At 28.7% G+C, this 25664-nt stretch carries 23 protein-coding genes, 1 riboswitch and 1 other annotated feature; of the genes, 18 read left to right on the top strand and 5 right to left on the bottom strand.

The window, feature by feature from the left end; all coding sequences use genetic code 11:
- Positions 1–75: 75 nt before the first annotated feature.
- Positions 76–1137: a YkvI family membrane protein gene (locus H9660_RS12120; RefSeq protein ID WP_191750642.1), complete on the bottom strand. Its 1062-nt coding sequence runs from the start codon at positions 1135–1137 to the stop codon at positions 76–78.
- Positions 1138–1257: 120 nt separating this feature from the next.
- Here H9660_RS12120 and H9660_RS12115 point away from each other — a divergent pair, with 120 nt between their 5' ends.
- The 4 genes from H9660_RS12115 (at position 1258) to H9660_RS12100 (ending at position 5693) form a co-directional block, all read left to right on the top strand.
- Entirely contained in the window at positions 1258–2367 is a 1110-nt protein-coding gene (locus tag H9660_RS12115; protein ID WP_191750641.1) for a hypothetical protein, read from the top strand.
- Between the two features lie 89 nt (positions 2368–2456).
- Complete coding sequence (gene mnmL, locus H9660_RS12110) at positions 2457–3380, top strand: tRNA modification radical SAM protein MnmL/YtqA (protein WP_066889532.1); 924 nt, start codon at positions 2457–2459, stop codon at positions 3378–3380.
- A 24-nt stretch (positions 3381–3404) separates the two neighbouring features.
- Entirely contained in the window at positions 3405–4127 is a 723-nt protein-coding gene (locus tag H9660_RS12105) for a 2-phosphosulfolactate phosphatase family protein (protein WP_191750640.1), read from the top strand.
- A gap of 636 nt (positions 4128–4763) precedes the next feature.
- Complete coding sequence (locus H9660_RS12100; protein WP_191750639.1) at positions 4764–5693, top strand: CAP domain-containing protein; 930 nt, start codon at positions 4764–4766, stop codon at positions 5691–5693.
- Between the two features lie 71 nt (positions 5694–5764).
- Here the strand turns inward: H9660_RS12100 and H9660_RS12095 are convergent, their stop codons facing one another.
- Positions 5765–6940 carry a class I SAM-dependent rRNA methyltransferase gene (locus H9660_RS12095; protein ID WP_191750638.1) on the bottom strand — a complete coding sequence of 392 codons (1176 nt, stop codon included), beginning with the start codon at positions 6938–6940 and terminating at the stop codon, positions 5765–5767.
- 149 nt (positions 6941–7089) lie between these two features.
- Here H9660_RS12095 and H9660_RS12090 point away from each other — a divergent pair, with 149 nt between their 5' ends.
- The 6 genes from H9660_RS12090 to H9660_RS12065 all read left to right on the top strand — a co-directional run bounded on the left by H9660_RS12090 (position 7090) and on the right by H9660_RS12065 (position 13814).
- A complete protein-coding gene (locus H9660_RS12090; protein WP_191750637.1) occupies positions 7090–7272 on the top strand; it encodes a hypothetical protein in 183 nt (60 codons plus the stop codon).
- Between the two features lie 312 nt (positions 7273–7584).
- A complete protein-coding gene (locus tag H9660_RS12085) occupies positions 7585–9576 on the top strand; it encodes an ABC transporter substrate-binding protein (protein ID WP_191750636.1) in 1992 nt (663 codons plus the stop codon).
- 90 nt (positions 9577–9666) lie between these two features.
- On the top strand, positions 9667–10635 hold the full coding sequence (locus tag H9660_RS12080) for an ABC transporter permease (RefSeq protein WP_191750635.1): 969 nt from the start codon (positions 9667–9669) through the stop codon (positions 10633–10635).
- A gap of 12 nt (positions 10636–10647) precedes the next feature.
- Positions 10648–11664, top strand: coding sequence for an ABC transporter permease (locus H9660_RS12075; protein ID WP_191750634.1), 1017 nt, complete (start codon positions 10648–10650; stop codon positions 11662–11664).
- A gap of 154 nt (positions 11665–11818) precedes the next feature.
- A complete protein-coding gene (locus tag H9660_RS12070) occupies positions 11819–12823 on the top strand; it encodes an ABC transporter ATP-binding protein (protein ID WP_341479595.1) in 1005 nt (334 codons plus the stop codon).
- Positions 12824–12833: 10 nt separating this feature from the next.
- Positions 12834–13814 carry an ABC transporter ATP-binding protein gene (locus tag H9660_RS12065; RefSeq protein ID WP_191750632.1) on the top strand — a complete coding sequence of 327 codons (981 nt, stop codon included), beginning with the start codon at positions 12834–12836 and terminating at the stop codon, positions 13812–13814.
- Positions 13815–14068: 254 nt separating this feature from the next.
- On the opposite strand, the gene H9660_RS12060 is transcribed toward H9660_RS12065, so the two are convergent.
- Positions 14069–14287 (bottom strand): (2Fe-2S)-binding protein, encoded by a 219-nt coding sequence (locus H9660_RS12060; RefSeq protein WP_191750631.1) that lies wholly within the window; start codon positions 14285–14287, stop codon positions 14069–14071.
- A gap of 269 nt (positions 14288–14556) precedes the next feature.
- Positions 14557–14805 (top strand) — a binding site (T-box leader).
- Positions 14806–15084: 279 nt separating this feature from the next.
- On the opposite strand from H9660_RS12060, the gene ileS reads away from it, so the two are divergent.
- Together ileS and H9660_RS12050 are read left to right on the top strand one after the other, a co-directional pair.
- Positions 15085–18195: an isoleucine--tRNA ligase gene (gene ileS, locus H9660_RS12055; RefSeq protein WP_191750630.1), complete on the top strand. Its 3111-nt coding sequence runs from the start codon at positions 15085–15087 to the stop codon at positions 18193–18195.
- Positions 18196–18367: 172 nt separating this feature from the next.
- Positions 18368–19366, top strand: coding sequence for a LacI family DNA-binding transcriptional regulator (locus H9660_RS12050; protein ID WP_191750629.1), 999 nt, complete (start codon positions 18368–18370; stop codon positions 19364–19366).
- Positions 19367–19718: 352 nt separating this feature from the next.
- On the opposite strand, the gene H9660_RS12045 is transcribed toward H9660_RS12050, so the two are convergent.
- A complete protein-coding gene (locus H9660_RS12045) occupies positions 19719–19904 on the bottom strand; it encodes a hypothetical protein (RefSeq protein ID WP_191750628.1) in 186 nt (61 codons plus the stop codon).
- Positions 19905–20020: 116 nt separating this feature from the next.
- Here H9660_RS12045 and H9660_RS12040 point away from each other — a divergent pair, with 116 nt between their 5' ends.
- The 6 genes from H9660_RS12040 (at position 20021) to H9660_RS12015 (ending at position 25355) form a co-directional block, all read left to right on the top strand.
- The gene (locus tag H9660_RS12040; protein ID WP_191750627.1) at positions 20021–20596 is read left to right on the top strand and encodes a nucleoside recognition domain-containing protein; all 576 of its coding nucleotides are present in this window, start codon (positions 20021–20023) and stop codon (positions 20594–20596) included.
- Between the two features lie 11 nt (positions 20597–20607).
- Entirely contained in the window at positions 20608–21132 is a 525-nt protein-coding gene (locus H9660_RS12035) for a spore maturation protein (protein ID WP_191750626.1), read from the top strand.
- A gap of 120 nt (positions 21133–21252) precedes the next feature.
- Complete coding sequence (locus tag H9660_RS12030) at positions 21253–21474, top strand: hypothetical protein (protein ID WP_191750625.1); 222 nt, start codon at positions 21253–21255, stop codon at positions 21472–21474.
- A 77-nt stretch (positions 21475–21551) separates the two neighbouring features.
- A complete protein-coding gene (locus H9660_RS12025) occupies positions 21552–21992 on the top strand; it encodes an ACT domain-containing protein (RefSeq protein WP_191750624.1) in 441 nt (146 codons plus the stop codon).
- A gap of 14 nt (positions 21993–22006) precedes the next feature.
- Positions 22007–23248, top strand: a complete 1242-nt coding sequence (locus tag H9660_RS12020; protein ID WP_191750623.1) for an aminopeptidase P family protein — start codon at positions 22007–22009, stop codon at positions 23246–23248.
- 72 nt (positions 23249–23320) lie between these two features.
- A riboswitch (Lysine riboswitch) is annotated at positions 23321–23496 on the top strand.
- A 137-nt stretch (positions 23497–23633) separates the two neighbouring features.
- Positions 23634–25355 carry a Na+/H+ antiporter NhaC family protein gene (locus tag H9660_RS12015; RefSeq protein ID WP_191750622.1) on the top strand — a complete coding sequence of 574 codons (1722 nt, stop codon included), beginning with the start codon at positions 23634–23636 and terminating at the stop codon, positions 25353–25355.
- A 38-nt stretch (positions 25356–25393) separates the two neighbouring features.
- Here the strand turns inward: H9660_RS12015 and H9660_RS16355 are convergent, their stop codons facing one another.
- Complete coding sequence (locus H9660_RS16355) at positions 25394–25591, bottom strand: DUF5680 domain-containing protein (protein WP_341479594.1); 198 nt, start codon at positions 25589–25591, stop codon at positions 25394–25396.
- Positions 25592–25664 lie beyond the last annotated feature (73 nt).

Raw genomic sequence — 25664 nt, 5'->3', positions numbered from 1 at the left:
GAGCACGAGTAGTGCCGCCAGTATCATGCCCTTATAGGGCTTAATCAAGCCACCAGCTAAGCTGGTGGTACATGACTAATTAGTTAGTTCTTTTTTATGTTTAAAATAAAAATAGATTATTTGGCCTATAAAAGCTAAACTTAATAATCCAAATAAAGGATATAGGTATCCTATTAATTTAGAGAAGCCAATTCTAGATATAGGTAAAGCAATTAAGATAACTATGAATATTGCTTTCTTAAAGTCTATGTTTAAAGTATTATCTAAGGTTTTGCTTATTGAATATACATCTGAAACTTCTGTAGAAAACATTTCAAGCCAAATAACTACTAATAATAGAGCTTGTATCACATTTCCAAAGGGTTGTGCAACAAATAATAGAGGCACTTCATATTTATTAATATATGGTTGATTTATCATAAGTAAAAAGTTTATAGCAAAACTTAAAGCTACAAGTCCAATAGCACCTAATGTAATTCCTAAAAACATAGTTCTAGGCTTTCTTATTTGGTTACTTAATGGTACAAGCACTCCTAAACAGCAAAGAGTATTATACCCTGCATAAAGAACAGTAGATAAAGCTATTCCAGTTTTTTGAGGTGGAAACTTCATCATTTGCTCAATTGAAATCATATACTTACAAAACATAAAATATAAAATGGTAATTATAGTTAATGTTATAACTAATGTTGGCACAATAAATGAGTTTACTTCTATTAATCCGTTAGTATCACGAAGTAAAAAGAAAATTGCAAGTCCTATCATAATAAGTGAGCCTACAATTTTAGGTATTCCAAAAAATTGGTTAATTAAAGCTCCACTTCCAGCAAGTATTATAGATGCACTAGAAATTAAATAAAGTGTAGTTATTACCCCAGTTATCTTTCCAAGAAGATTTGGACTAACAACTTTAATAACATCTCCATAAGAATTAAGCCTATATTTAATACTTATTTTAGAAACTATAGACCCTAGTGCTATATAAAATATTCCACACACTATGATTCCAACAAAGCTTATTACTCCATATGATGTAAAAAATTCTTTAATTTCTTGTCCAGAAGCTAAACCTGCACCAACTATAGTTCCTATAAAAACTACAGCAACTTGAAAAATTTTTGAAAGTTCATCCTTCATTTTTAATCCCCCTAAATTATCTCTATTAACAATATATATAGATTGTTAGGCTTTTATTCTTAAAAATGAATAAGCTATCTAAACTTAGGGAAAATAAACTTAAGGATATACTAAGGAGGAATGAAATTGAGAAAAAAGATTTTATTATTAATGTCTTTATTAATTTCTACATTAATGTTATTTTCAGCATGCTCAGAGCCTGAAATCAATAAAGATGATATAGAAATATTTAGCTTGAAAAAGTCCTTTGAATTAGCAGAACAATATTTAGAATTGGTGAAAAACAATAATATTGATGAAGCAAATAAATTATGTACAGAAAAATTAATAGAAAACAACAAAAATATAGTACCTGGAACATCAAATATAATAGCATTTTCCCCTGATAATGTAATAGAGTCTTCAAAATCAGCTTTTATAATTTTTAATGTAATAAGAAATTCATCGAGTGAACCTAAATGTGATTTAGATAATTATGCTCTTAGAGTTATAAGAGAGGATGGAGATTATAAAATAGATGAAATAAAAGCTATAAACTTAAAACAAGTTTTTGTAAGAAATAAGTCACTAAGAATGATTAGTGAAGATGGTGGTAAAAGTGATTTAATAATTTCATTAAATAATATTCCTAAGGATGCTTATTTAAAAGAAAATGAACTTATGTTATATAAAGAAAAAGTACCAAATGCTGAATTTGGCCCAGTATCTTTAGGGTATAAGGGTAAAAAAGTAGCAATTTCAACTATAAATGAAAATAGAGCCTTTATATCTGTAGCATATATAGAGGAAAGTAAGGAAGCACAAGGTGCATCAGATTCCCAAGGTGAATCTAGTAGTAATACTGCACAAGAAAGTGGTAATGTTGAAAATAGTTTAGAGGACTTAGTAGATAAACCTATAGCAAAGAAAATAGTTCAAATGGATATGCTAAATGATGTTACTATAGATAATTTGGTTTTTACTCAAGAAGAAAGATATTTAATATTAGAGTATTTTAATTCAAATGATGTAAAAAGAATTAAAGTTTATAATAGTTCTAGTGGAGATTTAATAGATTTAAGTTTTGATGAAATATTACCAGATGATAAATATAGTATAGAATTAATAGATTTTAAAAAGGATGAATTTAGAGTAAATGTTACAGCTAAAGAAGGGGTTAATAATATTAATGAAGAAATTCCCGGGAAATATAATGTTGATATAGAATCAAAAGTAATTAAAAAAATATAGAAAACTCTTAACATATGAAAATATTGTAGTAGAATAAAAGTACAACTTAAATAAAATAAAGTGGTACTTTTATTTTTTTGGAGGAATTTATGAAAAAATGGAATGATAAAAGATATCATAGCTTAAATTATTATCTTAGAAACAAGTTTGATGAAAAAGTATATAAAATATCCTTAGATGGGGGATTTACTTGTCCTAATAGAGATGGAAAAGTAGCTAAAGGAGGATGTACATTCTGTAGTGCAAGGGGTTCAGGGGACTTTGCAGGGAGTAGAGTATTATCAATTACTAAACAATTTGAAGATAGAAAAGATATGATGGAGAAGAAGTGGAAAAATGGAAAGCTAATTGCATACTTCCAAGCTTATACAAACACTTATGCTCCAGTAGAAGAGCTTAAAAGAAAATATGAAGAAGCATTAAAACAAGAAAATGTAGTTGCCATATCTATAGCAACAAGACCAGATTGTATAGATGATGATGTTTTAGATTTTTTAACTGAATTAAATGAAAAAACATATTTAATAGTTGAGCTAGGATTACAAACTATAAATGATGAAACTGCAAGAAACTTTAATAGAGGATATGATTTTGAAGTCTTTGATAATACATTAAAGAGATTAATAGAGAGAAATATTGAAGTAGTTGCACATACTATATTTGGATTACCTGGTGAAACTGAAGAGGATATGCTAAAGACAGTTGATTATATTGCACATTCAGGAGCAAAGGGAATAAAATTCCATTTACTTCATTTGATGAAGGGAACTAAGATGGTTGAGCAGTATGAAAGTGGAGAACTAAAGCTATTAACACAAGAACAATATATAGATTTAGTTTGTAAGGGAGTAGCAAGAATACCAGAAGATATGGTTGTCCATAGATTAACAGGAGATGCTCCAAGAGATTTATTAATAGGACCAATGTGGAGTCTTAAGAAATGGGAAGTATTAAATGCTATAGACAAAGCATTAGAAGATAATGATATATGGCAAGGTAAGGATTTTAAGTAGCTATATAGAATTGGGGGAGTATATATGAAGTTAGATGTAGTTATATCTGCTGATAATATAAAAGAAGAATATTTAGAAAATAAAATAGTAGTTGTAATAGATATGTTAAGAGCAACTTCTGTAATAATTACTGCATTAGCTAATAAAGCAAAAGAAGTATTTCCTATTTTAACTGTAGAAGAAGCATTTGTAAAAAAAGAAGAACTTTTAAATTTAGGATTATGTCCTATGCTAGGTGGAGAAAGAAAAGCAATGAAAATAGAAGGATTTGATTTTTCTAATTCACCTTTAGAATATACTAATGAAAAAGTTCAAGGAAAAACAATAATTTTAAGTACCACTAATGGAACAAGAGCAATTAATTTAAGTTTAAGAGCAGAGGAAATATTAATAGGAGCTATAATAAACGCTAAAGCAGTAGCAGAAGAATTAAAGAAAATTAATAAGGATGTAGTGTTTATTAATGCAGGAACAAATGGAGAATTTTCAATGGATGATTTTATTTGTTCTGGATACATGATAAGTCTTTTATGTGAATCAGATAATCATGATCTTTCTGATATTGCAAAAACAGCAAAGTATATTTATGAAAGCAATATTAATTTAATTGATTATATAAAAGATGCAAGACACTTTAGTGTTTTACATAGCTTAAATCTAATGGATGATTTAAAGTATTGTTGTAAAAAGGATATAATTAGTATTGTACCTAAAGTAGAAAAAACATCAAAAAGCATAAAGATTTAAATAATTGATAATTTTTTTCAATTATTTGAATTTTTGTATTGACAAGCAAAATGAAAAGAGATATTATAATAGTAGATTGATAATCAATATCAATTAGGAACTAAATATATTATTAAAAGCTCCACACTTCTAATAATATACTATATAAATTATAATTAAACTCCTATATTATAGAATTTATTTCATTAAGAGATGGCTAAAATTATTTTAGCCATCTTTTTAAATGTATAGGAAAGTGTAAAAAGTTATGATGTATTATTAACTATTTATACTTTCCTTTTTTAGTTTTGGAGTGCTAAAAATATTATAAAAATATACTAGAAAATATATGGTAGTAATTCCATGGTTAAAATACACTAAATTTGAATATATTATATAAAATAATGTGGTTTTATTTTGATTAATAAATCCACATTATTTTGATAGTGGTGCTATTTTGCAGTAGATTTTTACTTATGAAAATATTATCAAAGAAATAATTAAATTTTTTAGTGGTAAAAATATCAATAAAAAATAATAAATAGATATAGTTAGAAATATCTTCAATAATTAGAAACTAACTCATATTTGGCAGCGACAATTATTATGTTACTATGAGTGGGACACAAAACATTGAATCTGAAGGAGGATTTACAAATGATTAAATCAAAATTAATTATGGTAATATCATCAATAGGATTGGTGGCTACATTAGGTTTAGGAGGTTTCGTTATAAGTTCTAAAGTAAAAATGCCTAAAGAGAATGCTGTGAATTTTGAGGAAAAAGAAGTTGTTTTAAATGAAGATAGTATAGAAAAAGGCGATAATGATGGAACTGATAATAGTGTAATTACTAAACAAGTTGACTCAAATAATAATAGTTTAAATAATGAAGTAGCTAATAATGAACTGGTAAATAATGATAACAATATAAGTTCTAATAATGATAATTTGGTTAGTGGTAATAGTGATTCGGACAATTCTGTTGAAGAAGTAGAAAGCGAAGTAGAAGGGGTATCAAAATATAGACCGTCAAATAGACCGTCCTATAATAAACCTTCATATAACAGGCCGTCCCATAATAAGCCGTCAACTGATACAAATACTCCAAGTGATCAACCATCACAAGATACTAATACACCATCTGAAACACCGAGTGATCAACCGGTAGTTTCTGATAGTAATTATATAGCAGAAATTGAACAGGCCATATTCCAAAGAGTTAATCAAGAAAGAACAGCAGTAGGACTTCCAGCTTTAAGTTATAACACAACTATGGAACACTATGCTAGAATTAAGTCCAAGGATATGGGGGATAATGGATACTTCTCCCACGAAGACTTACAAGGAAAATTAATAACTGAACAAATGAAAGCTGATGGGGTATCCTATAGAGCATGGGGAGAAAATATTGCATATATTCAAGGAATGAGTGATAATAGTGCTCTAGCAACTAAATTTATGGACAACTGGATGAATTCATCAGGACATAGAGCCAACATATTATCAACAAATTTTAGTAGTATAGGAATAGGTGTGTATAAGATAGGAAACAAGTATTATGCGACACAAGAATTTTATAGATAAATATATAAATTAAAAAACTCAGTTTTTAATAACTGAGTTTTTTAGCGTATATTAATAAAACATATAATTTTTTAAATAACTTGGAATATAAAGAACTTTAAGTAGTAAGATTCATCTGAATTCCATAAAATTGGATGATCAGCACTTTGAGTTCTTATTTCTACTTGTCTTAAAGTTCTTCTAGCATCATGAGCAGCTTCTTGAACAGTTTTCTTTAATTGTTCTTCACTCATATAATGAGAGCAAGAACAAGTTGCAAAGTAACCGCCTGATTTAACCATTTTTAAACCTCTAAGATTTATTTCTTTATATCCTCTAATAGCAGAATTTACTGTATTTCTTGATTTAGTAAAGGCTGGTGGATCTAGTATAACTACATCAAATTGTTTTCCTTCTCTTGACCATTCTCCAAGAACATCAAAAGCATTATGACATTCAAACTTAACAGTATCTTGTAAATTATTAAGCTCTGAATTTCTTGTTGCGCAATCTATTGCATGTTGAGATACATCAATACCTAATACTGATTTAGCACCTGCAATACCAGCATTTAATGCAAAAGAACCCGTATGAGTAAAGCAATCTAATACATCCTTATCCTTACATATTCTATGCATAGCAGCTCTATTTTCTTTTTGATCTAAGAAAAATCCTGTTTTTTGGCCATTTTCTAAATCAACTATGTATTTAACGCCATTTTCTATTATTTGAATATTAGTATCAAAAGGTTCAGTTAAGAAGCCTTTAGTTTGTTCAAGGCCTTCAATTTCTCTAGTTTTTATATCACTTCTTTCATAAACACCTTTAGCACCAAATTCATCAACTAATATTTTAACAATTATATCTCTATATTTATCCATTCCTAAAGTTGATATTTGAATTACATAATAATCTTCAAATTTATCAACTGTAAGTCCAGGTAAAAAGTCAGCTTCACCAAATATTAATCGACAAGATGAAGTATCAATTACTGTTTTTCTATATTCATAAGCAGCTTCAAATCTTCTTTTGAAGAATTCATAATCAATTTCTTCATTTATATCTCTAGTCATAATTCTAATAGTTATTTTACTTCTATCATTAATATAACCTTTTCCTAGAAAATAGTTTTTGTGATTATATACTTCAACTATATCTCCATTTTCATAGTCACCATCATATTCATTTATTTCATCAATATATATCCAAGGTCTTCCTTGTTCAGCTTTTTTATTTTTTCCTTTATGTAAATAAAACTTACTTGCCATAATATAGCTCCTTCCATAATAAGTTCTATAAAATTATAACATAATTATAAATTAAGTATAGGGGAGAGGGAGAAATACAAAAGTAAAATGAATAATACTTTTTATGATAAATATATTTATATTGTAAAGAATTTTTGGAGGAGGCAGTTATGATATTTAAAGCTATTATTATTCCAACACCAAGAAGAATAAAAAGATATATAGAGAAAGCTTTAATAGAGGGACATAGTGAGAAGTTTAATAAAGAATTTAACTTAAATAAAGAATTAAAACATATTAATTTAACTAAGGATAGTTTTAAGGATTATGGAATTAGTATGAAAATATTTTAAAAATAAGGCCATCTGATTATTTATCAGGTAGCTTTATCGGTAGTTATGACAGATAAAACGTATATAAAATATACTTACTTTAATTTACAAATATTAAATGTATAAAAAAATATATAAAAAATAAAAAAATTATCAAAAAAACAAGAGAAATATAAGTTGACCTTATAAAATAACTATGCTAAAATTATCAATAAAATAAGTGGAATAAAAAGTAATAATAGGAACAAAATTTAATCTATGTAAAAATTATATTGAGAATCTAAAATGCTTATATTTTACTTATAAATGGTTAAATAAAGAGGGGGAAAAAATATGAAAAGAAAGATAATTTCATTAATATTAGCTTCAGTTATGACATTAACTTTAGCTGGGTGTAGTGGAAACGGGGAAGTCAGTAGTGGTGGAAATGATACATTAGTTATAGGAACTAGTGATTTTAATGGGATATTTAGTCCATTCTTTTATAATACTGCATATGATGCACAAGCTTTTGAAACTGTGTTTACTTCTGTTTCGCAAACTAATGAAAATAATGAGTTAATAGATAATGGAGGGAGTGTTACAGGTGAAGAGGTTAAGTCTGAAGATGGAAGTGTACAAACTAAATATACTATTAAATTAAAAGATAATATGAAATTTCAAGATGGAAAACCTGTAACTATTGATGACTTAATATTTACTTATTATGTATATGCTGATCCAACATATGATGGTATGTCAACATTTGCTACTGCTATAGATATAGTTGGATTAAAGGAATATTATTATGATGATGCTAATTATTCAACAAAAGTAGCTCAAATTGGGGAAGAAGCTAAGGCAAAAGCAGCTACAGAAGAAGGATTTTTAGAATATTTAATAAAGTCTAATTGTGCAGATTGGTATGCAGGAGATCCTAATGGTGATATAGGAGATGGAAGAACTTTCATTCAATACTTAAAAGATGAAGGATATGATGCTGATAGTGTTGCTTCAGATAAAGATGCATTTTTACAATTATTAGCTAAATGTGAATATGAAAAATATGCAGATGGATATGATCCTACTGGCTGGTGGACAACTGAGTTATCAAAGGATTATATAAATGCAGGTCTTGCAGATGGAATAGATGTTGAAACTATAGAAGGAATTGAAAAAGTTGACGATTTAACTTGTACAGTTTTAGTAAATGGAATAAATATAACTGCAGATAGACAATTAGGTTTAACACCTATAACACCAAAACATTATTATGGAGAAAACTTTAAAAAGGGTGATTTATCAGGAGTTAAAGATAAAACTGATTCACCAATGGGGTCAGGTCCTTATGAGTGGGTAGGATATGAAAATAATGTAGTTACTGTTAAGAAATTTGATGATTACTTCTTAGGAACTCCTAAGATTGAAAATATAAAATATCAAGTAATTGATGATGAACAAAAAGTAAATGCTGTTATTTCAGGAGATATAGATATTACAGATCCTAGTGCTTCATTAGAAATTATGAAGGAATTAGAAGCTAATTCAATAGAATATTCTTTAGTTGGTAATCCAGGTTATGGATATATAGCTATATCTGCTAAGAGAGTTCCAGATAAAAATGTTCGTGAAGGGCTTATGCATTTAATGACTCGTGATCAAGCTATAAAAACGTATTATGGTGAATTAGCACAAGTTATACAAAGACCAATGACACCAACACTTGCAGAATATCCAATAGATGCAAAAGAATATTGGGGTTATGATAAAGCAAAAGCTTTAGAATGTTTTAAGGCAGCTGGATATGAACAAGTTGATGGGAAATTGGTTAAGGATGGAAAACAACTTTCGATTGAAGTTGGTATAGGACAAGCAGCTTCACATCCATCTACACCAATATTAACTCAAATGAAATCAGATATGGAAGAGTTAGGTGCAGAACTTGTTGTAAGTGATTTAGATTTCTCAATATTAAGCAATCGTCAACAAAATGATGATATAGATATGTGGGTTATGGCTTGGGGTAATGCAACAGATTGTGATTTAACTCAAATGTTTGGTAGCGAATATACTAAAACAGGTGGTTCTAATAGAACTTGGGTACAAGATCCAGAAATAGATGCTTTATTAAAACAAGTAACGCAAACTCTAGATTTTGAAGAAAGAAAACAATTAGTTGCAGAAGAATTAGATAAGATTATGAGTTGGGCTACTTATATGCCTGTTTATCAACGTAAAAACTTATATATTTACAATACTAATACAATTAATATGGATACAATTCCAGAAAATACTTCAACTTATTATAACTATGTAAATGAAATTCATTTATTAGAATTAAAGTAATTTTTAGTACTGGTATATGAGGATGTTTAAGTACATCCTCATATTTACATATAATGTAAAGAAATATTGATTTAGAAGGAGATGTGTTTTATGAAGCAATATATTATACGTCGTATATTGATTAGTATTGTTGTACTTTTTGGAGTATCTTTTTTAATTTATGGAATATTACGTTCTATGCCTGGAGATTTCGTTGAGCAAATGACTTCTGGTAATCCGAGTATAACAGCTGAGCAAAAGGAAAAATTAAGAGAATCTTATGGATTAAATGGTGGAGTTGTTAAAGGATATATTGGGTGGGCTAAAAATGCATTAAGAGGTAATTTTGGAAAATCATTTTTATATTCTAAGCCGGTAACAGAAGTTATTTCAGATAGAATGTGGACTTCTTTTTGGTTAGCAGCTATTGCATTTGTTATCCAATTATGCGTTGCAATTCCATTAGGAATATTAGCGGCCACAAAGCAGTACACAAAAACAGATTATATAATAGTATTTTTAGCATTAGCAGGTATTTCATTACCAAGCTTTTTCTTTGCAGCAGTTTTACAAAGAGTTTTTTCAATGGGATTAGGATGGGTTCCTTTATCTGGGATGGTAACTGCAAGAAAAAATCTAACTGGAATTAGTTTAACAATGGATATAGGATATCACTTTATTTTACCTATAACTGTTTTTGTTATAACAGGTATAGGAGGATGGCTTAGATATGTTAGAACTAATATGTTAGAAGTTTTAAGTGCTGATTATATAAGAACAGCTAGAGCTAAGGGTTTACCTGAACGAAAAGTTATAAATAAACATGGATTTAGAAATACCTTAATACCAATCGTAACATTTATTGGGGGAGCAATACCTAGTTTGTTTGCAGGTGCAATTATAACAGAAGGAATTTTCTCTATACCAGGATTAGGGAAAGCAGCATTAGATGCTGTAGCTAATAAGGATTTACCATTTTTAATGGGATATTTAATGTTTATGGCAATTCTTACATTACTAGGTACGTTAATTTCTGATATATTATATGCAGTTGTTGATCCTAGAGTTAGATATAATTAGGAGGAGATTTTAATGTTACCTGTAGAAGAAATAAGTAAAAATTTAGAAGTTAATCAGGAAGAACAAGATAATTTTGAAAAAAATCAAATAATATTAACTCCAGGTCAATTAATAATGAAAAGATTTTTCAGGAATAAATTAGCAGTATTAGGGTTATGTATTATAGTAGCAATTTCAGCTTTTAGTTTTATAGGTCCTGTATTTAGTGAATATAAGGAATATGAGATATTTTATATGGATCAAAAAACTGGAGAAGAAATAAGAATGATAGATACAGATAAACTTAATGGTGAAAATGTAGGAGTTAATGTTAAGGCGCCTATTTCTAAAAGTCATTGGCTAGGGACAGATGCAGATGGACGTGATGTTTTAACTAGATTAATGTATGGTGGAAAAATATCATTAATATTTAGTGTTGTAGTAACTTTCATAGAGTTAGTTTTAGGAGTAATATTAGGCGGACTAGCTGGATACTATGGTGGAAAAATAGATATGATAATAATGAGATTAGTAGATATATTTTATTGTATTCCGTTTTTTCCTCTTATGTTAGTTACTGCTTCATTAATGTCAGCATTTGGAGTAGCACCACAATATAAGATATATTTTTTAATGTTAATAATGGGGATATTTAACTGGTCTGGAGTAGCAAGATTAGTTCGTGGACAAATATTATCAATAAGAGAAATGGATTATATGCAAGCCGCAGAGGCATGTGGACTAAGTGTTTATCGTAAAATTTTTAAACATCTAATTCCTAATGTTACACCAGTTATCATAGTATTAGCAACTATGGATCTTGGAGGATTTATTTTATCTGAATCAGCTTTAAGCTATTTAGGAGTTGGATTATCATTTCCTTATGCATCATTAGGAAATATGGTTAATGCTGTTAATAATTCTATCATAATGAAAAATTATTTAAATATATGGTTACCACCTGGACTATTAATATTATTTATAGTTATGGCATTTAACTTTATTGGAGATGGACTTAGGGATGCATTTGATCCTAAGATGAAGAGGTAGGTGATTAAATATAATGAATATTAAACAAATAGATTTCAAAAAAAGTCAAAGAAAAAAACTTAAAGAAATAAAGAAATTTAATTCCGAAATGTATAAAAAATATAATAGAGATAAAAAAAGAAAAAATGTACCTGAATCAGAATATTTAGTAAATATGAAAGATAATAACAATATTGTAGAATTTGATAATTTGAAATCATATTTTTTTACAGATGTAGGAACTGTAAAAGCAGTAGATGGAGTTAGCTTTAGTATACCTAAAGGAACAACTGTTGGAATAGTTGGAGAATCTGGATGTGGTAAATCAGTAACAAGCTTATCTATAATGAGATTGCTTCAAGGACCACAAGGACAAATTGTAGATGGTGAAATAAGATTTAATAATAAAAATACAAATAAGGCTATAGATGTCACAAAAATATCTTTAAGTGAAATGCAAAAGCTTCGTGGAAATGAAATATCTATGATTTTCCAAGAGCCTATGACTAGCTTAAATCCAGTATTTACAATTAAGGATCAGTTAGCTGAATCTATAGCATTACACAATAAGGATATGAAAAAAGAAGATGTTGAAAAGAGAGTTATTGAATTATTAAATTTAGTAGGAATAGCTAATGCAGAAGGTATAGCTGATAGATATCCTCATGAATTAAGTGGAGGCATGAAGCAAAGAATTGTAATAGCCATGGCATTATGTTGTAATCCTCAAGTAATTATAGCAGATGAGCCAACTACAGCTCTAGATGTTACAATACAAGCACAAATTTTAGATTTACTTAGAGAGATAAAAGACAAAATTAATGCTTCAATAATGCTTATTACTCATGATCTTGGAGTTGTAGCTAGTATGTGTGATTATGTTGTAGTTATGTATGCAGGTAGAGTTATTGAGCAAGGAACAGTACACGAGATATTTAAAGAAACAAAGCATCCATATACGATTGGATTAATTAAATCATTACCTATACTTAATACAAGTAGTGATAAGTTGTATTCTATTCCAGGAAATGTACCTAACCCAATTAATATGCCAAATCACTGCTATTTTAAAAATCGCTGTGATCAATGTTATGATGAGTGTTTTGGAGAATATCCTCCTAATATAGAATTAACAGAGACACATAAAGTAAACTGTTATCTATATAAAAAGGTAGACTAAGGAGGTAATTATGAATAGTGAAAATATTTTAGAAGTTAAAAATTTAAAAAAACATTTTCCTATAAAGGCGGGAGTATTTCAAAAAGTAGTAGGACATGTTAAATCAGTTGATGGAGTTTCTTTTAATATAAAGAGAGGACAAACTTTTGGATTAGTTGGTGAGTCTGGATGTGGAAAGACAACTATAGGTAGAACTATTTTAAGATTAACTGAACCTACAGAGGGTGAAGCTATATTAAATGGTAAAGATATATTTAAAATGTCTAACAAAGAGCTTCAAAAAATAAGGCCTAATATTCAAATTATTTTCCAAGATCCTTACTCATCTTTAGATCCGCGTATGCCAGTAGGTGAAATAATTGGAGAGGCAGTTAGACAACATAATATAGTTCCTAAATCAGAATATAGAGAATATATACTAAAAATAATGGAGGATTGTGGATTAAGACATTATCATATTGATAGATATCCTCATGAATTTTCTGGTGGACAACGTCAACGTATTTGCATAGCACGTGCCTTAGCTTTAAATCCAAGTTTAATTATTGCTGATGAACCAGTAAGTGCTTTAGATGTTTCAATTCAAGCACAAATAATAAATTTAATGAAAGATTTACAGGCTAAGAGAAATATTTCGTATCTTTTTATATCACATGATTTATCAGTAATAAGATATATTTCTGATGTAATTGGAGTAATGTATTTAGGAAATTTAGTTGAAATGGCGTCTAAGGAGGAAATTTTTGATAATCCAATGCACCCTTATACAAAATCATTATTAAGTGCTATACCTATTCCAGATCCAGAAATGAAGATGGATAGAACTATATTAGAAGGAGATTTGCCATCTCCAGCTAATCCACCAGTTGGATGTAAGTTTAATACGCGTTGTCCAGAATGTATGGAAATATGTAAGAAAGAAGATCCTAAACTAAGAATAATAGGAAATAATCATAAGATAGCGTGTCATTTATATAATAATATAGTTTAAAATTCTTTTGTATAAGGATTTTAGGGGGAATAATACGATAGTTTTTAAATGGAGTATAATTTTAATATTAAAAGAGATAGTCAAACATATAGAAAAATTTTTATTCAACATTGAGAAATAAATATAAAAGAAAGATGGGCTATTATTAAATAACCCATCTTTCTTTATATATAATTAAAAAAGCCACCTATATAACTATAGGTGGCTTTAGGGGAGATATAATCTATATGCTAATATAGTTTGGGGGAACTATATTAGTTGTTTTCCAGATGCTTATCAATCAAATTTTGGATTGTAGGGGTACATCTGTAGCCTCTGCATCCACCTGTACAAGCTCCTGTTGCCTTAGAAACTTCTGATACAGTATGGGCTCCGGCTTTGATTGCATCTTTAATTTTGGATCTTGGTATTGCCTTGCAAGTACAAACTTTAGTAATCTTATCAAGGACTTGTTCGTTTAAGTTATTTTCCATTTATCTTTCCTCCTAATATAAGAAATAGATTAAGGAAAATAAAGGGGATAAAAAATAAATTCTTAATATTTATTCTTTATGAGTTTATTATATATCTATTAATAAGGAAAGTCAATACTAATTGATAAAAATTATTAATTAGTTTTTGATATTATTTCCAGTGATTTATAGATAATATTATTATTTTTTCTTTAATTTATTAAAATATTCTCAAATTTAGACTTTTATAATATTTTACTTTGTAGTAAAATAGTTATATCATTATAAATTTAAAAACTATGATTAGGAAAAGTACTTAATTTATTTCTTTAAGAGAGTAGCTGGGTGGTGTGAAGCTATAGATAAGATTAAGGAAAATCACCTAGGAGTTTGAGACTGAAAGGTTATATAGCTGATTAAGTTTTTCACGTTAGCCTGCGTTAAGGGATAGAGTATGTTTGTACTCGAAATTTATAGTTTTCTATAATCATAGAGAACTTTAAACCTTAGGTGGTATAGCGAATATCTTCGTCCTGTGGGCGGAGTTTTTTTATTTTATAAAAAGTTATATTTATAAATTTATCTTTGAATAATTACATCCTAATAGTTAATAATGTAGATGTAATTAGGATTGATTAAATTTGTATAACTTTAAATTAATAAGTTTATAAAGTTATTCTTAGATTTGGGTAGAATATAAAAAAGATAATTTTCTATATCTAAATCTTAGAAGAGCTTATCCAAAGGCATTGATTCTATTATTATAAGGGGAAGTGCCCTAGGATAAATATAAATAATTAACGGAAGGGAGTTTAGATATGTACAAAAAGGTTGAATTACCAAAGGGTTTTGTAGGTATGGAAAAAGAAGTAGCAAACCTTTGGGAAGATAAAAACGTAATTAAAAAGAACTTTGACATGAATCAAGATGGTGAGTATTTTACATTCTATGATGGACCTCCAACAGCAAATGGAAGACCACACGTAGGACACGTATTAACAAGAGTTATGAAGGATATTATCCCAAGATATAAGGTTATGAAGGGATATAAGGTAATAAGAAAAGCTGGTTGGGATACTCATGGACTTCCAGTTGAACTTGAAATAGAAAAGAAACTTGGAATTTCAGGTAAAGAACAAATTGAGGATTATGGCGTAGAGAAGTTCGTTAAAGAATGTAAGGAATCAGTATTTACTTATGTTAACATGTGGGAAAAGATGACTAATCAAATAGGTTACTGGGTAGATATGGAACAGCCTTATGTTACATATCATAACTCATACATTGAATCTGTTTGGTGGGCATTAAGCCAAATGTGGGAAAAAGGACTTTTATATAAAGGTCATAAGGTTATGCCATACTGTCCAAGATGTGGAACAGGATTATCTTCTCATGAAGTTTCACAAGGTTATAAGGATGTTAAAGACTTAACTGCTATAGCTAAGTTTAAAGTTCAAGGAGAAGAAAATAAATATATATTAGCATGGACAACAACTCCATGGACATTACCTTCAAACTTAGCTCTATGTGTAAATAAAGCTTATGATTATATTGAAGCTAAAGTTGGTGATGAAACTCTAATACTTGCTAAAGATTTAGCTGCAAAGGTATTAGGAGAAGATTACGAAGTAATTAAGGAATTTAAAGGAACTGAGTTATTAGGAACTAAGTACGAAAGATTACTTCCATTTGGAGAAGTTGATGGGAAAGCTTTTGAAGTTATTCACGGTGATTATGTAACATTATCAGATGGTACTGGTATAGTTCATATAGCTCCTGCATATGGAGAAGATGATAACTTTGTTGCAAAGCAAAATGGAATAGGATTTATCAATTTAGTAGATGCTAGTGGTAACTTCGTTGAAGAAGTAACTCCATGGGCTGGAAAGTTCGTTAAAAAGTGTGATGAAAGCATAGTTAAATATTTAGAAGAAGAAAATAAATTATTTAAGGCTGAAAAGCATACTCACTCATATCCACATTGTTGGAGATGTGACACACCACTTCTTTACTATCCAAGAGAAAGCTGGTTTGTTGCAATGACTAAGCTTAGAGATAAGCTATTAGAAAATAATAATAAAATTAACTGGTATCCAGATAACATTAGAACAGGAAGATTTGGTAAGTTCTTAGAAAATGTTATTGACTGGGGAATATCAAGAGATAGATACTGGGGTACTCCACTTCCTATTTGGGAATGTGAATGTGGTCATAAAGATTGCGTAGGAAGTATTGCAGAATTAAAGGAAAAGGGAATTAATGTTCCAGAAGACATAGAACTTCATAAGCCATATATTGATGGAGTTAAATTAAAATGTTCTAAGTGTGGAAAAGAAATGACTAGAACTGCTGAAGTTATTGACTGTTGGTTTGATTCAGGATCAATGCCATTTGCTCAATTACACTATCCATTTGAAAATAAAGAGCTATTTGAACAAAACTTCCCAGCTCAATTTATTTCAGAAGCAGTTGACCAAACTAGAGGATGGTTCTATACATTATTAGCTATATCAACAGCAATATTTGATACTAATCCTTTTGAAAACTGTATAGTTTTAGGCCACGTTTTAGATAAAAAAGGCTTAAAGATGTCAAAGTCAAAGGGAAATGTAGTAGATCCATTTGAAGTGTTAGACTCACAAGGTGCAGATGCTACAAGATGGCATTTCTATACTGCAAGTGCTCCATGGCTTCCAACAAGATTCTCTATTGATGATGTTCAAGAAGCTCAAAGAAAGTTCTTAAGCACTTTATGGAATGTATATTCATTCTACGTATTATATGCTGAATTAGATAATTTCAATCCATTAGAATATAAAGATTTTAAATCAGAAAATGTAATGGATAAATGGATAATGTCTAAGCTTAATACTTTAATAAAAGTAGTAGATGAAAATCTAGCTTCATACCAAATAACTCAAGCTGCTTTAGCTATAGAAGAATTTACAGATGAATTATCTAACTGGTATGTAAGAAGAAATAGAGCAAGATATTGGTCAGAAGAATTAACAGAAGATAAGATTGGTGCTTATGTTACATTATATAGAGTATTAACTACTTTAGTTAAAGTAGCAGCTCCATTTGTACCTTTTGTAACAGAAGAAATTTATCAAAATCTAGTTATAGGATTAGATAATTCTGCAGAAGAAAGTGTACATTTATGTGCATGGCCAGTAGTAGAGGAAAATGCAATTGATGCTAAATTAGAAGAAGAAATGGATTTAGCTTATACAATAGTTAAGCTTGGAAGAAGTGCAAGAAATGGTGCTAATATTAAAAATAGACAGCCACTTTCAAAAATGTTATTATCAACAGATGCTATTCCAACTTACTATGGAGATATAATAAAAGATGAGCTTAACATTAAAATAGTAGAGTTTGGTGCTGATTTATCAAAATATGTTAACTTTGAAATTAAGCCTAACCTTCCAGTGCTGGGAAGACAATATGGTAAATTAATTCCTGGAATCAGAAAAGAAATAGCTTCAAGAAACCAAATGGAATTAGCTCAAAAGTTACAAAGTGGAGAAGCTGAAACTATTATAGTAGATGGAACTGAAATAGTATTAAATAGTGAAAGTGTACTTGTAACTATGCAAGGTTTAGAGGGTTATGCATTTGCGGGTGAAGGCGAAATAGGTGTTGTTCTTGATACTACTATTACAGAAGAATTAAAAGAAGAAGGACAATTAAGAGAAGTAATTTCAAAGATTCAAAACATGAGAAAAGAAAAAGGGTTTGAAGTTGCAGATAAGATAAAACTATTCGTTGAAGGTAACGATATGTTAATTAATGTTATCAATAAATATTCAGATGTAATAAAAAGAGAAACACTAACTCAGGAAATTGCTATAAATGAAGAAGCTGATTATACTGAAACTGTTATAAATGGCGAAAAGTTAAACATGACAGTTAAAGTTGTTAAGTAGAATAGATTTATGTAAAAAGTTAGAAGTTTCTATATAACTTCTAACTTTTTTACTTAAATGTAGTATCTTTTTATAAAGAAAACCTTGAATATTGTATAATCTATTTGCAAATAGTATAATTATTGTTAAAATGAGATAAAAAGACTAAAAAAGAAAATGGAGTGATGTTAATATGGCTACTTCTATAAAAGATGTTGCTAGAGAGGCTGGAGTCTCAATTGCTACTGTTTCTAGAGTTTTAAATGACATAGATGTTGTAAATGAAGATACAAAGAAAAAAGTTTTAGATGCCATCAGTAAGTTAGGTTACAGACCTAATATAGTGGCAAGAAGCTTAAAAACTCAAAAAACAAAAACAATTGGGATATTAGTTCCAGATATTTCGAGTGGATTTTATCCTGAAATAGTTAGAGGAGCTGAAGACGTTGCTAACATATATGATTACAACGTTATTTTATGTAATTCTGACTTTGATAGTGAAAAAGAAAAAGAATACTTAAGAGTACTAAAAGAAAAAATGGTAGATGGAGTTATTTATATGAGTTCATCACTACAAGAAGAAACTTTAAGTATAATAAATGAATTAAACCTAACAACAGTTTTAGTAGAAACTAAAGATAAAGAAGGAAGTCTACCAAGTGTAACTATAGATAATACAAAGGCAGCTAGAGAAGCTACGGATTATTTATTAAATAAAGGATTATCTAAAATAGCATTTGCTGGAGCGAAAAAAGATAGCATGAATGCTTGGGGAGATAGATACATAGGATATAAGGAGTCATTAGACGAAAATGGTATCAAAGTAGATGAATCCTTAGTTCATTATGGTGGATTAAAAGTTAAAGATGGTTATGAAGCAGTGGAGCAATTTGAAAATAGTAATAATGAATATGATGCTGTAGTTTGTGCTTCAGACGAAATTGCAATGGGAGTTATCAATGCCTTAAGAGAAAAGGGAAAGAGAGTTCCAGAAGATGTAAGTGTAATAGGATTTAACGATAATATAATGTCATCAGTTTTCTATCCAAAAATAACAACAATAAAGCAACCAAGTTATGATATGGGATCAGTTGCTATGAGAATGCTTATAAAAATGCTAAATAAAAAAGAATTAGATGAATATGAGTTTGTTCTTAATTATAAATTAGTAGAAAGAGAAAGCTGTAAGTAAAAGTTTAAATATTAAAGCATATATTGTTTTTAAAAAAACGATATATGTTTTTTTTATAATTTCATTCCTTCAGTTTGTAAAGATATAAACATTGTATGACGGTGACTTGGAGCGAATGCGACGGAGCAAGGAATATAATGTTTATATCTTTTTTTATTAATCTATTGAAAGGAAATATAATCCATGTTATAATAAGAATAATGAAAATAAAACGTTTTCAAAATTCAACTGTGTGTAACTTAACTTAAGTTCAGTTGAAAAATGGGTATATGTCGAGAAATATATGGGTTATGGTCAAAAAAACAACTTCTTTTAAGAAGTTGTTTTTTTGTGTTTAAGAAATAAATATAAATTATAGAATACCTTCAATTTTTAATATGTTTTCTAATTCTTGAACCTTTTCTGTTAATGTAATAAATTTTTCTTTTAATACATCTTTAGGAAGATCTGCATCATCTATAAATCTTACCATATCTTCTACAGTTTTTAGAGCTTCATCTATATCTTGTTGAGCTATTTTTAAGTTTGATTCCTTCATAATCCTTCTCCTTTATGTACCTAAACATAATTAATATTACATATATTCATCCTAACACTAATAAATATTAGATTCAAGACATATATTTATAGAAGTAATTTTTTAGAGGTGAGATTTTGATAAATTATATTTGGTTCGTAATGGTTTTTTTTGGAGTATTAATTGGTTTATTTACTGGTAATGGGGAAGTTATTTCTAAGTCTATAATTAATTCAGCTGATTCTACAGTAAATATGATAATTGGGCTCGTAGGACTTATGTGTTTTTGGTGTGGTGTAATGAAGGTTGCTGAAAAAAGTGGACTTACCAATAAACTTGCAAAAGTATTGAAGCCGATTTTAAAATTAATCTTTAAAGAAGCAGCTAAAGATGAAAAAGCTCTAGGGGCTATAGTTATGAATATAACTGCTAATATGATGGGGCTTGGAAATGCAGCTACCCCTTTTGGAATAAAGGCTATGCAGGAAATGGATAGACTTAATAAGGAAAAGGGCGTTGCATCTAATGATATGTCTTTATTCTTAGTATTAAATGCTGCATGTATTCAGTTTATTCCATCAACAGTTATTTCCATAAGAGCAGCTAGTGGATCCGATAATCCAGGAGCAATAATACTACCTGCATTATTAGCAAGTACAGTTGCAGCTATTACAGGAGTTTTTATTTGTAAAATTTTGCAGAGATATTTTTAGGAGGAGAAAATATGTTTCAATATGTAACAAAAAGTATAATTCCTATAATAGTAGTTATTATAATAACTTATGGAATGATAAAGGGAAAAAAAGTTTATGAATGGTTTGTAGAGGGTGCTAAGGAAGGTCTTAAAGTATGTATAAATATTTTTCCGTATTTATTAGCAATGATTATAGCTGTTAATATATTTAGAGAGGCTAAATTATTAAATATGTTAAATGAATTAATATCTCCAGTAAGTAGTTTTATAGGGCTTCCTAAGGAAATAGTTCCTTTAGTTTTAATAAAACCACTATCAGGAAGTGGAGCTTTAGGTATATTGACAGATATATTAAATACTTATGGTCCAGATAGTTACATAGGATTGATAGCGTCAGTAATTATGGGAACTACAGAAACTATTTTTTATACTATTACTGTTTATTTTGGAGCTGTTCAAATTAAGAAAATTAGACATACGCTATGGGCAGCAATATTAGCAGATTTAACAGCTATAATTATATCAATTTTTTTGGTTTCAAAACTTTTAATGTAAATTATAGAAATTAATATAAAAATTATATATTTTTAATTAATACGTAATAATTTTGTAACTAGTTAATAATAAATTTATTCTATAATAAATATATAGATATGGGAGGGAAGTGGTAATTAAATGAAGTACATCGATAACTTATTTTTAACTGATGATGAAATAAGAACATTAGCTATATTTTTAGCATATGGAATAGGTTTAGGAATATTAGTGGGAATGTTTTTAAGTAAGATAGAATTATATTTTGCATTAGGAGGAGTTATTTCTGTCTTAGTATCACTTTCTAAGATTTATATAGAAAGAATTAAGAAGCCTAATGAAATTAATATAAATAAACTTTAGTAATAATATGTATTTTGAAGCTAATAAGCTATATAATATTAAATTATATAGCTTATTATTTTTAGGGGTGATGTATAATGGCTTCAGAAAAATTTTATATGGTAAATAGTAAAGTTTTACCTGAAATTTTTAAAAAGGTATTAGAAGTTAAGGAAAGTTTAATGAATGGTAAAGCGAAAGATATAAGTGAAGCTGTAAAACAAACGGGTATAAGTAGGAGTACATATTATAAATATAAAGATTACATATTTCCTATGGCAGAAGGAATGAATAGTAAAAAAATAACATTAGTTGTATTACTATCACATGAAACTGGGACTTTATCAAAAGTTTTAGATTGTATTGCATTTAATAAGGGGAATGTACTAACAATAAATCAAGATATACCTATAAATATGGCTGCTAATGTAACTATTACTTTAGATATATCTAATATGAAAAAGGATTTAAAGCATTTAGTAAATACTTTAAGAGGCTTACCTAATGTAGTAAGTGTTAAGGTTTTAGCTATGGAATAAAGGAAGGTGTTAAAATGAATAAAGAGTTTTATAAAAATAATAGGGAAAAGGTATTACAAAAAATTAGTGATAATTCTTTAGTAATATTGTTTGCTGGAAATGCGCCTAAAAAGACGGGTGATGAAAATTATCAATTTACTCCAAACAGAAACTTTTATTATCTAACAGGTATAGATGAAGAGGATCATATATTAGTTTTATCTAAAATAAATGGGGAAACTAAAGAATTTTTATTTATAAAGGAAGTTGATGAAGTTAGAGAGAAGTGGGAAGGCAAAACTATAAGAAAAGAAGAAGTCGCTGATGTTTGTAATATTACTGATGTTAGATACTTAGGTGATTTTAATAATTTCATAGAAAGATTTATTCTTAATAAGGAAGAGTTAAACATATATTTAGATTTAGAAAAGGGAAACACTTCATATAATTTTATAAATGAAATTAAGAATAAATACTATAATATAAATATAAAAAATGCTTATAAGTTAATAGGAGAATTAAGACTTGTAAAATCTAAAGAGGAAATAGAAAGAATTAAAAAAGCAATATCTATAACCATTGAAGGTGTAGAAGAATTAATGAGAAATTCTAAACCAGGAATTAAGGAATATGAGCTTGAAGCTTATTTTGATTTTACATGTAAGAAAAATGGAGTCAAGGATTTAGCTTTTAAAACTATTGCGGCATCAGGAAAAAATGCTACAGTTTTACATTATGTAACGAATGATTCAGAACTTAAAGATGGAGATTTAATTTTATTTGATTTAGGAGCTCAATATAAATATTATAATGGTGATATTTCGAGAACATTCCCTATAAACGGAAAGTTTACAGAAAGACAAAAGGAAGTTTATAACGCTGTTTTAAGAGTAAATGAAAAAGTTATAAAAGAAATGAAACCTGGGGTTAGTTTCTTGGAGTTAAATAAAAAAGCCACAGAATGGATAGCAGAAGAATGTATTTCTTTAGGATTAATAACAAATAAAGAGGATGTAAGAAAGTATTATTATCATAGTATAGGACATAGTTTAGGAATGGATACTCATGATATAGAGCTTGAAAATAGGAATGTTATTTTTGAAGAAGGAATGATTTATACAGTAGAACCTGGTATTTATATAGAAGAAGAAGGAATTGGAATAAGAATAGAAGATGATGTTTTAATAACTAATAATGGATATGAAGTCTTAACTAAGGGAATGATAAAGACAGTAGAGGAAATTGAAGCATTCATGACTAATAAAAAGCAGAATTAAATTAGTTTAGCAGATATATAGTTGCAAAAATTTAATTAAGCTTGTAGAATAACTTTGTAAAAAATAAATAACGAGTAGGGTAGAGGCGCGGTACTTAAGAGTATTATTAAGGATATAAGCACTAAGAATTAATAAGAAAGGAATTATCGCCGAAGCATATGATTAAAGCTTTAATATCATATAGCTGGGGTTACATAAAATATATGTAACACTGTCACAAATTATATTTGTGGTGAGCTATCACTTAGGGAATTAAATTTATATTTTATAAGTATATTCTAGCCTTGAGTGAAAACTCAAGGCTTTTTTTGCAATTAAATTTAATAAACTAAGGAAGAAATTTTCTGCCCTTTAATTATTTATAAAACCTAAAGGGGGACAAAAGATGAATAACAAAAGAAGAATAAGGGTTATGATAATGACTATTTTCATGGTTTTATTATCAACATCAGTAGTTTTTGCAGCAGAATTAGATACTGCTACAGCAAATGCAAATCATTATGGATTTTTAACATTAATACCACCAATTGTAGCAATTGTATTGGCATTTTTAACTAAGAACGTAATAATATCTTTATTTGTAGGAACCTTAGCAGGAACCTTTCTAGTTAGTTTAGTAGATAAATCTTTTATTGGAGCTTTAGTTAACTCCTTTTTAGATTTTGTATCTAGAGTTCTAAATTCCTTAGCTGATCCATGGAATGCAGGAATAATACTTCAAGTGTTAGTAATTGGTGGTGTTATACACTTAGTAGCAAAAATGGGAGGAGCTAAGGCAGTAGCAGAGGCTTTAGCAAGAAAGGCTAAAACTGCAAAGAGTACACAATTAGTTACACTTTTATTAGGTCTTGCAGTATTTTTTGATGATTATGCAAATTCTTTAATAGTTGGACCTATTATGAAGCCAGTTGCAGATAAAATGAAAATATCTAGAGAAAGACTTGCTTTTATTATAGATGCAACAGCAGCACCTATAGCAGGACTTGCAATTGTATCAACATGGATAGGATTAGAAGTTGGACTTATAAATGACGCATTTGTAAATGGTGTAGGACAGCAAGTAGATGCTTTTGGAGTTTTCTTACAAACTATACCATATAGATTTTATAATATTTTAATTTTAGTTTTTGTATTTATTACATCTTTATTACTAAAAGATTTTGGACCAATGTATAAGGCGGAAATAGAAGCTAGAAGAAGAGAATTAAATGATTCTAAAAATAAAAATGATTCAGAATCAAATGTAGATCATTCAGAGCTTGAACCTAAAGAAGGAATTAAGCTAAGTATATGGAATGCAATAATCCCAATTGGAGTTTTAGTAGTAACTGCTTTAATTTGTTTCTACTATAGTGGTTATTCAACTATAATGGGTGGTGAAGATATAGCTCTTAAGCAGTTAATGACTAACTCACCAATATCATTTAAGGCAATACAAGAAGCTTTTAGTGCATCAGATGCATCAGTAGCTTTATTCCAATCAGCTTTAGTTGCAAGTATAGTTGCTATGGTTATGGGAGTATCAAAGAAGATATTTACTATTTCAGAAGCAATAGATACATGGATAGATGGAATGAAACCTTTGCTTATAACAGGTGTAATATTATTACTAGCTTGGTCATTAAGCTCAGTAATTAAGGATTTAGGAACAGCTAAGTATTTAGTTACATTACTTTCAGGTTCATTGCCAAATTTCCTACTTCCAAGCTTAATATTTATACTAGGAGCTATAATATCTTTTGCAACAGGTACTGCATATGGAACTATGGGAATATTAATGCCTCTTGCTATTCCATTAGCTTACTCAATGAATCCAGATATGAGCTATGTAATAGTTAGTACAAGTGCAGTTTTAACAGGTGCAATTTTTGGAGATCATTGTTCACCAATATCAGATACAACAATACTTTCATCAATGGGAGCAGGATGTAATCATATTGCTCACGTTAACACTCAAATGTGGTATGCATTATTTGTAGCTGCTATTACAATAGTATTTGGATATATTCCAGCAGGATTTGGATTACAATGGTATATAGTTCTTCCGATTTCAATTATTGCTATATACTTAGGCGTTCAAATTTTGGGTAAAAAGGTAGAAGAATAAAAATATTATTAAATAAAAACTCAGCTTGTGCTGAGTTTTTATTTTAGTTTTCCTCCGTGAAAATGAAGGGTATAAATTTCTTCTCCACAGTGAGAAATGGATTCCTTTCCATGGAAGGAGTCTATAGAGCCATCCCAAGTACAAATATAAGTAAAGGCACCGTCTTCCAAGTATTTTGGTCCTCTAAAAGGGCTTTTTTCAGAAACGTTTTGTAAAGTTTTCTTTAGGAATTTGATAGTAGAATATTATTGTGACATTTGACAAAATCATAAAAAAATAAGAGCATAGAGTTGCACACAAACCTGAAAG

Source organism: Clostridium gallinarum (assembly GCF_014836325.1).
GTDB lineage: Bacteria > Bacillota > Clostridia > Clostridiales > Clostridiaceae > Clostridium > Clostridium gallinarum.
The sequence above is the reverse complement of the archived record's forward strand: the minus strand, read 5'-3'. Positions and strand labels throughout refer to the sequence as shown.